1 protein-coding gene is annotated in these 307 nt (G+C 70.7%); it reads right to left on the bottom strand.

From position 1 onward, the window contains the following. Positions 1 to 258 (bottom strand): hypothetical protein (locus tag DBR23_RS07340; protein ID WP_233250316.1); only part of this gene is annotated, 258 nt, incomplete at its 3' end. Positions 259 to 307: the final 49 nt, after the last annotated feature.

Raw genomic sequence — 307 nt, 5'->3', positions numbered from 1 at the left:
CGGTTGCTCCTGCACGCGGGGGCTGGCGGCATCGAGCTGGGCCTTGTCCAGCCCGCCTGCGTGGGCGGCCAGCACCAGCGCGATCTCGGTGGGGTCGCCCAGCCATTGGATGCCCGACTGGCCCTCTTCGTTGTGGACCTGCAGCGTGGCGTCGTTGCACAGCGCGGCGGCGCACAGGGCTTCGGCATGGGCCGCACCGGGCAAGGGGTCGCCGGGCACCCAGCGCACACCGTGGGCCAGCAGCAATTCGGCATGCATGCGGTTCTGGGTCAGGGTGCCGGTCTTGTCCGAGCAGATTGTGGTGACC

The organism is Acidovorax sp. HMWF018 (genome assembly GCF_003061035.1).
In the GTDB taxonomy this organism is placed as follows: domain Bacteria; phylum Pseudomonadota; class Gammaproteobacteria; order Burkholderiales; family Burkholderiaceae_C; genus Acidovorax; species Acidovorax delafieldii.
The sequence above is the reverse complement of the archived record's forward strand: the minus strand, read 5'-3'. Positions and strand labels throughout refer to the sequence as shown.